Raw genomic sequence first — 7,076 nt, forward strand, 5'->3', positions numbered from 1 at the left:
AGAGCCGCGACGGCGTCGGCCGCCGCGACGCGCGGGGCGGGCGTCGCGGTGAAGTCGAGCAGCAACGCGGCGCGTCCGGCCGGTCTTTCCCGCATACCGATCAACCTAGCCGTCGGGATAAGTTACCGGCGGGTTACTAACGGGACCCGCGTTCGCCGCCGTGCACCCCGGGACGCTAGTTTGTAGGGGAAACTCTCACCTGAGTAAAGGGGTTCTCGTGTCTGCTGAAAAAAGCCCAGCGACCGACTCGGCCTCAGCGACGTTCACCTACCCCGGTGGCCAGCTGGAGCTTCCGATTCTGCCCGCGACCGAGGGAAGCGACTCGGTGGCACTGGGCAACTTCCTGTCGCAGACCGGGATGACGACGTACGACGGCGGATTCGTCAACACCGCGTCGACGAAATCGGCCATCACCTACATCGACGGCGATGCCGGCATCCTGCGCTACCGCGGCATCCCGATCGAGCAGCTGGCCGAGCGCTCGACCTTCATCGAGGTCAGCTACCTGCTGATCCACGGTGAGCTCCCGACGCAGGCGCAGCTCGACGACTTCACCGACAAGATCCAGCGGCACACGCTGCTGCACGAGGACCTCAAGCGGTTCTTCGACGGCTTCCCGCGCAACGCGCACCCGATGCCGGTGCTCTCCAGCGCGGTCAACGCCCTGTCGGCGTACTACCAGGACTCGCTGGACCCCAAGGATCCCGAGCAGGTCGACCTCTCGACGATCCGCCTGCTGGCCAAGCTGCCGACCATCGCGGCCTACGCCTACAAGAAGTCGGTCGGCCAGCCCTTCCTCTACCCGGACAACTCGTACAGCCTGGTGGAGAACTTCCTGCGCATGACCTTCGGTTTCCCGGCCGAGCCCTACGAGGTGAACCCCGAGGTCGCCAAGGCCCTGGACATGCTGTTCATCCTGCACGCCGACCACGAGCAGAACTGTTCGACGTCGACCGTGCGCCTCGTCGGCTCCAGCCAGGCGAACCTCTTCACGTCGATCTCCGGCGGCATCAACGCCCTGTGGGGCCCGCTGCACGGCGGCGCCAACCAGGCGGTGCTGGAGATGCTCGACGAGATCCGCGAGTCCGGCGGCGACACCAAGGCGTTCATGACCCGGGTCAAGAACAAGGAAGACGGCGTGAAGCTGATGGGCTTCGGGCACCGCGTCTACAAGAACTACGACCCGCGCGCGGCGATCGTGAAGAAGACCGCCGACCAGATCCTCGACTCGCTCGGCGTCTCCGACGACCTGCTGGACATCGCCAAGGGCCTGGAGGAGGTCGCGCTCAACGACGACTACTTCGTCGAGCGCCGCCTGTACCCGAACGTCGACTTCTACACCGGCGTCATCTACCGGGCGATGGGCTTCCCGACGCGCATGTTCACCGTGCTCTTCGCCCTGGGCCGACTGCCCGGCTGGATCGCGCACTGGCGCGAGATGCACAACGACCCGACCACCAAGATCGGCCGTCCGCGCCAGCTGTACACCGGATACACCGAGCGCGACTACGTCCAGATGGGAAAGCGATAACCATGGCGAATCTCGAGAAGCCCGAGGTCGAATTCCCCGAGGGCCCGGCGCCCACCGAGCTGGAGATCACCGACATCGTCGTGGGGGACGGCGCCGAGGCGCTGCCCGGCTCGACCGTCGACGTGCACTACGTCGGCGTCGAATACGACAGCGGTGAGGAGTTCGACTCGTCGTGGAGCCGCGGGGAGTCGGTCGACTTCCCGTTGAACCGGCTGATTCCCGGCTGGCAGGAGGGCATCCCCGGCATGAAGGTCGGCGGTCGCCGCCGCCTGGTCGTGCCGCCGGCGCTGGCCTACGGCCCGGCTGGAGCCGGACACCGGCTGTCGGGCAAGACCCTCGTCTTCGTGATCGACCTGCTCGGCGTCAGCTGACCCGCCGGGCGGGTCAGCCGCTCAGCTGAGGTGGAACGGCGGCGCGTCGTTGCGCGTCGCACACAGCGCCCGGGCGCGCTCGCCGTATCCGGTGCGCGCGATCTTGAGTCGGTTGTTGACGCTCAACCGGCAGCTGGCCCGCAGGCCCTCCTGCTGGATCTTCACCGCGAGGATCTGCTGCGGCACCCGGCTGCGGAACGCGTACACCCGGTAGTACCGCCCGTCGGGCAGGCGGTCGCTCTGGCGGAAGTCGAAGTGCTTTTGGATCAGGTGGTTGTTTCCGTTGTAGTAGGACACGGTCGCCCAGGTGGTGTCCGAGTAGACCTCGAAGGACACCCGGTCGCCGTTGCCCACGTATCGCCAGCTCGCCTCGGCCGGTCCGGCGGTCGCCGTGCCGACGGAGCCCAGGCCGCCGAGCAGTGCCGCCGCGGCGGCCATTCCCAGGATCGACTTTCGCATGGTTGGAAAGTCTAGCCAGGCCCGCGCGTGTCCGATGCGGGGACGGTAGGTTGACGGTCATGATCCACAGCTCAACCCAGGAATCGGTGACCACGATCGAACTCGGCCGCGAGGCCAAGCGCAACGCGCTCGACGAGGAGATGGTCGAAGGATTGACGGCCGCGTTCGACGCCGCCGTCGCCGGCGGCACCCGCGCCATCGTGCTGACCGGCCGCGGCTCGGTGTTCTGCGCCGGCGCCGACCTCTCCGGGCCCGTGTACGACCGCGACTTCCTCGACCGGCTGATCGCCCTGCTCAAGCAGATCGAGGCCACCCCGATCCCGGTCATCGCCGCGCTCAACGGCCCGGCGATGGGCGCCGGGCTGCAGCTGGCCATGGCCGCCGATCTGCGCGTCATGGCGCCGGGCGCGCTGATCGCCATCCCGGCGGCCAAGATCGGCGTCGCCGTCGACGAGTGGACCATCCGCCGGCTGGTGTCGCTGGTCGGCGCCGGTCCCGCCGCCGGTGTGCTGATCGGCTGCGAGGCGATCGACGCCGAGCGGGCCGCCGCACTCGGATTCGCCAACCGGATCGGCGACCTCGCCCAGGCCCGGGAATGGGCATCGGCGATCGCGGCGCTCGCACCGCTGACGCTGCAGCACTACAAGCTGGTGCTCAACGGCGACGGCGCGCGCGACGAGGCCCCCGCCGAGCGGGTCGAGGCGATGATGCGCGCGTGGCTCAGTGAGGACCTGCAGGAGGGCAAGGCGGCGCGCGCCGAGAAGCGGCTGCCGGTCTACCACGGTCGCTGAGCGCCTCGTGCCGGTCGAACGACCGACACCGCCGACCGGTCGACGGCGCGGGGGACGTAGGGTCGCTGGCGCAACCAACCCGACCAACCCAGGAGGCCGTGCGCCGTGAGTGACCAGACCCAGCCGCAGATCGATGGGCGACCCGACGACTACCGAGGCTTCTCGATCGGCGCCGTGGTGGCGATCGTCGGCGCACTCATCACCCTCGCCGCCTACCCGATGGTGTGGTGGGTCGCCAAGGATGACTCGGACTCCTGGATCAAGGGGATCGGCACCACGCACGCGAGCCCGGGCAGCAGCATCGAGTTCCACTCCAGCAAGCTGCACGTCGCCGCCGGTGCCGGTGCCGTCGTGCTCATCATCGTCGCGATCGCCCGACTGATCGGGAAGTACGACCACGAGTGGAACCGGGCGACCTACGTCGCCGGCGGCGTGGCGCTGGTGGGCGCCCTGTACTCCTGCTTCGTGCCGATCGGCGCCGACTTCACCACGAGCACCGGCGTGTACGTCGTCCTCGTCGGCGGCATCCTCGCCGCGATCGGCGCCGCCCTCATCGCCGTCGCCAAGAAGTAGCGCTCAGTCCCCCAGGACCCGGGCCAGGTAGTCGTTCGCGAACACCCGGTCCGGGTCCAACCGGTCGCGCACCGCGGTGAACTCGTCGAATCGCGGGTAGACCGAGCGCAGGTAGGCCGCGTCGCGGGTGTGCATCTTGCCCCAGTGCGGCCGGCCGCCGTGGTCGGCCATGATCTCCTCCACGTCGGCGAAGTAGGCCGCCGAGTCCGCCGGATCGTCCTTGAAGTAGCGGTGGACCGCGATGTAGCCGCTCTCCCGACCACTGGCGGTCGACAGGAGCAGGTCGTCGGCCGCGGCGGCGCGCACCTCCACCGGGAAGCTGACCCGATAGCCGCGGCGCTCGATCATCGTGCGGACCTCGCGCAGGGCCGCCGGGATGTCGGCCACGGGGATCGCGTACTCCATCTCCCGGAAGCGCACCGTGCGCGAGGAGACGAACACCTCGGTCGAGGAGTCGACGATTGTGCGCCCTGACAGCGCCCGTCCGCTGAGCTGGTTGATCGCCGGCACGGTCGCCGGGACGCGGCGGCCGACCGAGCAGAGCACGCCGAACAGCTTGTTCGACAGCAGCTCGTCGTCGACGTAGCGGCGCATCCGCGACGGGCCGGTCGTGGGTGTCGTGGCGGGCCGACGGGTGTTGGACTTGGTGAGGCAGCAGTCGGTGTGCGGGAACCAGTAGAACTCGTAGTGGTCGATCGCCGCGATGTTCTCCGCCCACCCGGCGAGCACCTCGTCGAACCGTCCGGGCGCCTCGACGGCCTCCAGGTGGAAGGCCGGTACGCACTGAAGGGTGAGGTCGGCGAGGACGCCGAGGGCGCCGAGTCCGAGGGCGACGGCCTTGAGGTCGGGGTCGCCGGCGGTGAGCCGCACCAGCTCGCCGCGGCCGTTGACCACGCTCGCCCCGACGATCTGGGTGCTGATCCCGCCGAACCGGGCGCCGGTGCCGTGCGTGCCGGTCGACGTCGCACCCGAGACCGTCTGCCGGTCGACGTCCCCGAGATTGGGCATCGCCAGGCCGAGCGGGCCGAGTATCGCGGGGATCTCATAGAGGTGGGTGCCGGCGGCGAGGGTGACGCGACCGGTGGCGGCGTCGGCGGCCACGACGCCGCGCAGGTGCGACATGTCGAGCTGGATGTCGGCCGGCACGCCGATGCCGCTGAAGCTGTGTCCGGCGCCGATCGGTTTGATCCGGCGGCCGTGCGCCGCCGCGTTGGCGACGTAGTTCCGCAGTTCGTCGACCGTCGTCGGTTCCGCGATCTGCGGGTTCGCCGATTCGGTGTGCCCCCAGTTGGTCCAGGGCCGGGTCGCGACGGTGCTCACAGGAAGCACTTCCCTTCTCCGCGGTAGGTCGGGACGACGTCGATGACGCGCGGGCCGCCGTCGGCCTCCCGGTCGATGATCGCCACCTCGTTGGCGTGTTCGGCCGGCTCGCCGGACTTGGTGTGCCGGAACCAGACCCGGTCGCCGATCTCCATCCGCCGGGCGGCCGCACCGCGCAGCGGGGTCTGCACCTCGCCGGCGGCCTCGGTCCCCACGTAGGACAGGCCGCGGGGCCACACCGGCCGGGGGAGGCGGTCGGGCCCCGGGGGGCCGGAGGCGATCCACCCGCCGCCGAGGGTCGTGACGATGTCGCGGGTCGGCCGGCGCACGACGTCGAGGCCGAAGCCCATCGCGGGGGCCGGCCGGAAGTGGGCGTATCCGTCGAAGAGGTGGCCGCCGAAGAACCCGCTGCCCGCGGCGATGTCGGTGACCGAGCGGTCGGCGGCGGTCGCCTCCAGTGATCCGGTGCCGCCGGCGTTCACGAACTCGAGGTCGGCGTATTCGCCGATGGCGCGGACCGCCTTGCCGCGGCGCTCGACGAGTTCGGCCATCGACCGTGATTGGACGACGCCGATCGCCCGGTTGCGCAGCGCCGAGCCCTCGGCGTCGTTGGCCACGCCGGCGACCTGCGCCTCGTAGGACATCACGCCGACCAGCGCGAATCCGGGGCGACGGGTGATTTCCCTGGCCAGGCCGCGGGCCTGCGCGACGGTGTGGACCGGGGAGCGGCGCACCCCCAGGTGGACCCGGCCGCGGGCGTAGCGCAGCGACGCGTCGAGGTCGATCGCGACGCGCACCGGCTCGCGGGCGGTCGGCGGGACCGCGGCGTCGATGAGGTCGAGGTGCTCGGTCGAGTCGACCAGCAGGGTGACGCGGGAGCGGGCGACGTCGTCGCCGATGAGCCCGGCGATCGCCCCGACGGCCGTCGACGGGTAGCCCAGGAGAACGTCGGGTACCTCGGCGGTGGTCGCCAACCAGCGGGCCTCGGGGACGGTGAACGCCAGGACCCCGGCGAACCCGTCGCGCCGCAGGACGTCGCTGATGACCGAGCGCACGCGCAGCGACTTCGACGCGACGCGGATGGGCACGCCGCCGGCGCGTCGGCGCAGGTCGGCGATGTTGTGTTCGAGGGCGATCGCGTCGAGCGCCAGCACGGGCGCCGCCAGTCGCGCGGCGCGGACCGCCGCGTCGATGGCGGCCCAATACGCCTCCGGGTCGTCGAGCCAGGCGGTCGCCGAGGTCACGTCCCGTCGCCCTCGACCGCGTAGGTCATCATCCAGCGGACGGCGCCGTCGACGACCTGACGGGTGATCCCCTCGTCGCCGGTGGTGAGGTAGGCCATCTTGATGGCGTCGGTCGCCGAGATCAGCAGGGTGCCGAGTTCCTCGACGTCGATGCTCCACGAGGTGCCCTGCTTCTCGGCCGCCGCGTGCAGCGTCTGCGCGACGGTGTGGGTGGCGCGCGTGTACATCTCGCGGCCCGCGGCGCGCAGTTCGGGGTGGTTGTGGGCGTAGATGGCCAACGAGGCGACCGCCTGCAACCGGCTCGCATCCTGGATCATCAGCGCGCACAGGTTGTTCAGCGTGTCGTGGACCTCGCGCTCGATCCCGGCCAGACCGGCCGGCGGGATGTCGTCGCGGATCTCCGCGATCATGACGACGAGGTCGCGGGGCACCGCCTGGTCGATGACCGCGGCGAGCAGTGCCATCCGGGATTCGAAGGCGTAGTGGAAGCTGGCCAACGGCATCTGCGCCTGTGCGCAGACCTTGCGGGTCGTCGCGCCCTCGACGCCGTGCTGCCCGATGACCTCGTAGGCGGCGTCGACGAGCGCAGCGCGACGTTGCTCGACCGTCATGCGAGCCATCGGTTCCCTCTTCCCATTCGCCCGACCGTCGGAACCGACCGACGTGTGAAAAAGATCCTAACCCGGTGTCGGTGGCTACATTGGGTCAGATGACCACACCTGATTCCAGATCGGCCGGGCGGCGCGATCGCGGGGCCGCCGTGCGCGCCGCCGTCCTGTCCGCGACG

8 protein-coding genes are annotated in these 7,076 nt (G+C 70.3%); 4 read left to right on the plus strand and 4 right to left on the minus strand.

Annotated elements, in window-relative coordinates; translation table 11 throughout:
• Positions 1-217: 217 nt before the first annotated feature.
• Together QM634_RS13590 and QM634_RS13595 are read left to right on the plus strand one after the other, a co-directional pair.
• Complete coding sequence (locus QM634_RS13590; protein ID WP_415043312.1) at positions 218-1,531, plus strand: citrate synthase; 1,314 nt, start codon at positions 218-220, stop codon at positions 1,529-1,531.
• Between the two features lie 2 nt (positions 1,532-1,533).
• The gene (locus QM634_RS13595; RefSeq protein ID WP_415043313.1) at positions 1,534-1,902 is read left to right on the plus strand and encodes an FKBP-type peptidyl-prolyl cis-trans isomerase; all 369 of its coding nucleotides are present in this window, start codon (positions 1,534-1,536) and stop codon (positions 1,900-1,902) included.
• A gap of 21 nt (positions 1,903-1,923) precedes the next feature.
• On the opposite strand, the gene QM634_RS13600 is transcribed toward QM634_RS13595, so the two are convergent.
• Positions 1,924-2,361, minus strand: a complete 438-nt coding sequence (locus QM634_RS13600; protein ID WP_415043314.1) for a hypothetical protein — start codon at positions 2,359-2,361, stop codon at positions 1,924-1,926.
• Between the two features lie 59 nt (positions 2,362-2,420).
• Between QM634_RS13600 and QM634_RS13605 the strand changes: the two genes are divergently transcribed.
• A complete protein-coding gene (locus tag QM634_RS13605) occupies positions 2,421-3,152 on the plus strand; it encodes an enoyl-CoA hydratase (RefSeq protein ID WP_415043315.1) in 732 nt (243 codons plus the stop codon).
• A gap of 105 nt (positions 3,153-3,257) precedes the next feature.
• Positions 3,258-3,725, plus strand: a complete 468-nt coding sequence (locus QM634_RS13610) for a hypothetical protein (protein ID WP_415043316.1) — start codon at positions 3,258-3,260, stop codon at positions 3,723-3,725.
• 3 nt (positions 3,726-3,728) lie between these two features.
• On the opposite strand, the gene QM634_RS13615 is transcribed toward QM634_RS13610, so the two are convergent.
• The 3 genes from QM634_RS13615 to QM634_RS13625 are packed head-to-tail and all read right to left on the minus strand — an operon-like array spanning position 3,729 to position 6,909.
• On the minus strand, positions 3,729-5,054 hold the full coding sequence (locus QM634_RS13615; protein WP_415043317.1) for a D-arabinono-1,4-lactone oxidase: 1,326 nt from the start codon (positions 5,052-5,054) through the stop codon (positions 3,729-3,731).
• Complete coding sequence (locus QM634_RS13620; protein ID WP_415043318.1) at positions 5,042-6,289, minus strand: alanine racemase; 1,248 nt, start codon at positions 6,287-6,289, stop codon at positions 5,042-5,044. The genes QM634_RS13615 and QM634_RS13620 overlap by 13 nt, the downstream gene beginning before the upstream one ends.
• The gene (locus QM634_RS13625) at positions 6,286-6,909 is read right to left on the minus strand and encodes a TetR/AcrR family transcriptional regulator (protein WP_415043319.1); all 624 of its coding nucleotides are present in this window, start codon (positions 6,907-6,909) and stop codon (positions 6,286-6,288) included. Before QM634_RS13625 ends, QM634_RS13620 begins: the two co-directional genes overlap by 4 nt.
• Positions 6,910-7,076 lie beyond the last annotated feature (167 nt).

The sequence above is a fragment of the Gordonia sp. (in: high G+C Gram-positive bacteria) genome (assembly GCF_047606305.1).
Lineage (GTDB): Bacteria > Actinomycetota > Actinomycetes > Mycobacteriales > Mycobacteriaceae > Gordonia.

Bases quoted from the DNA above. Each gene is read 5' to 3' on its own strand.
- QM634_RS13595 (WP_415043313.1), top strand. From the start codon at position 1,534: ATGGCGAATCTCGAGAAGCCCGAGGTCGAATTCCCCGAGGGCCCGGCG.
- QM634_RS13600 (WP_415043314.1), bottom strand. From the start codon at position 2,361: ATGCGAAAGTCGATCCTGGGAATGGCCGCCGCGGCGGCACTGCTCGGC.
- QM634_RS13605 (WP_415043315.1), top strand. From the start codon at position 2,421: ATGATCCACAGCTCAACCCAGGAATCGGTGACCACGATCGAACTCGGC.
- QM634_RS13625 (WP_415043319.1), bottom strand. From the start codon at position 6,909: ATGGCTCGCATGACGGTCGAGCAACGTCGCGCTGCGCTCGTCGACGCC.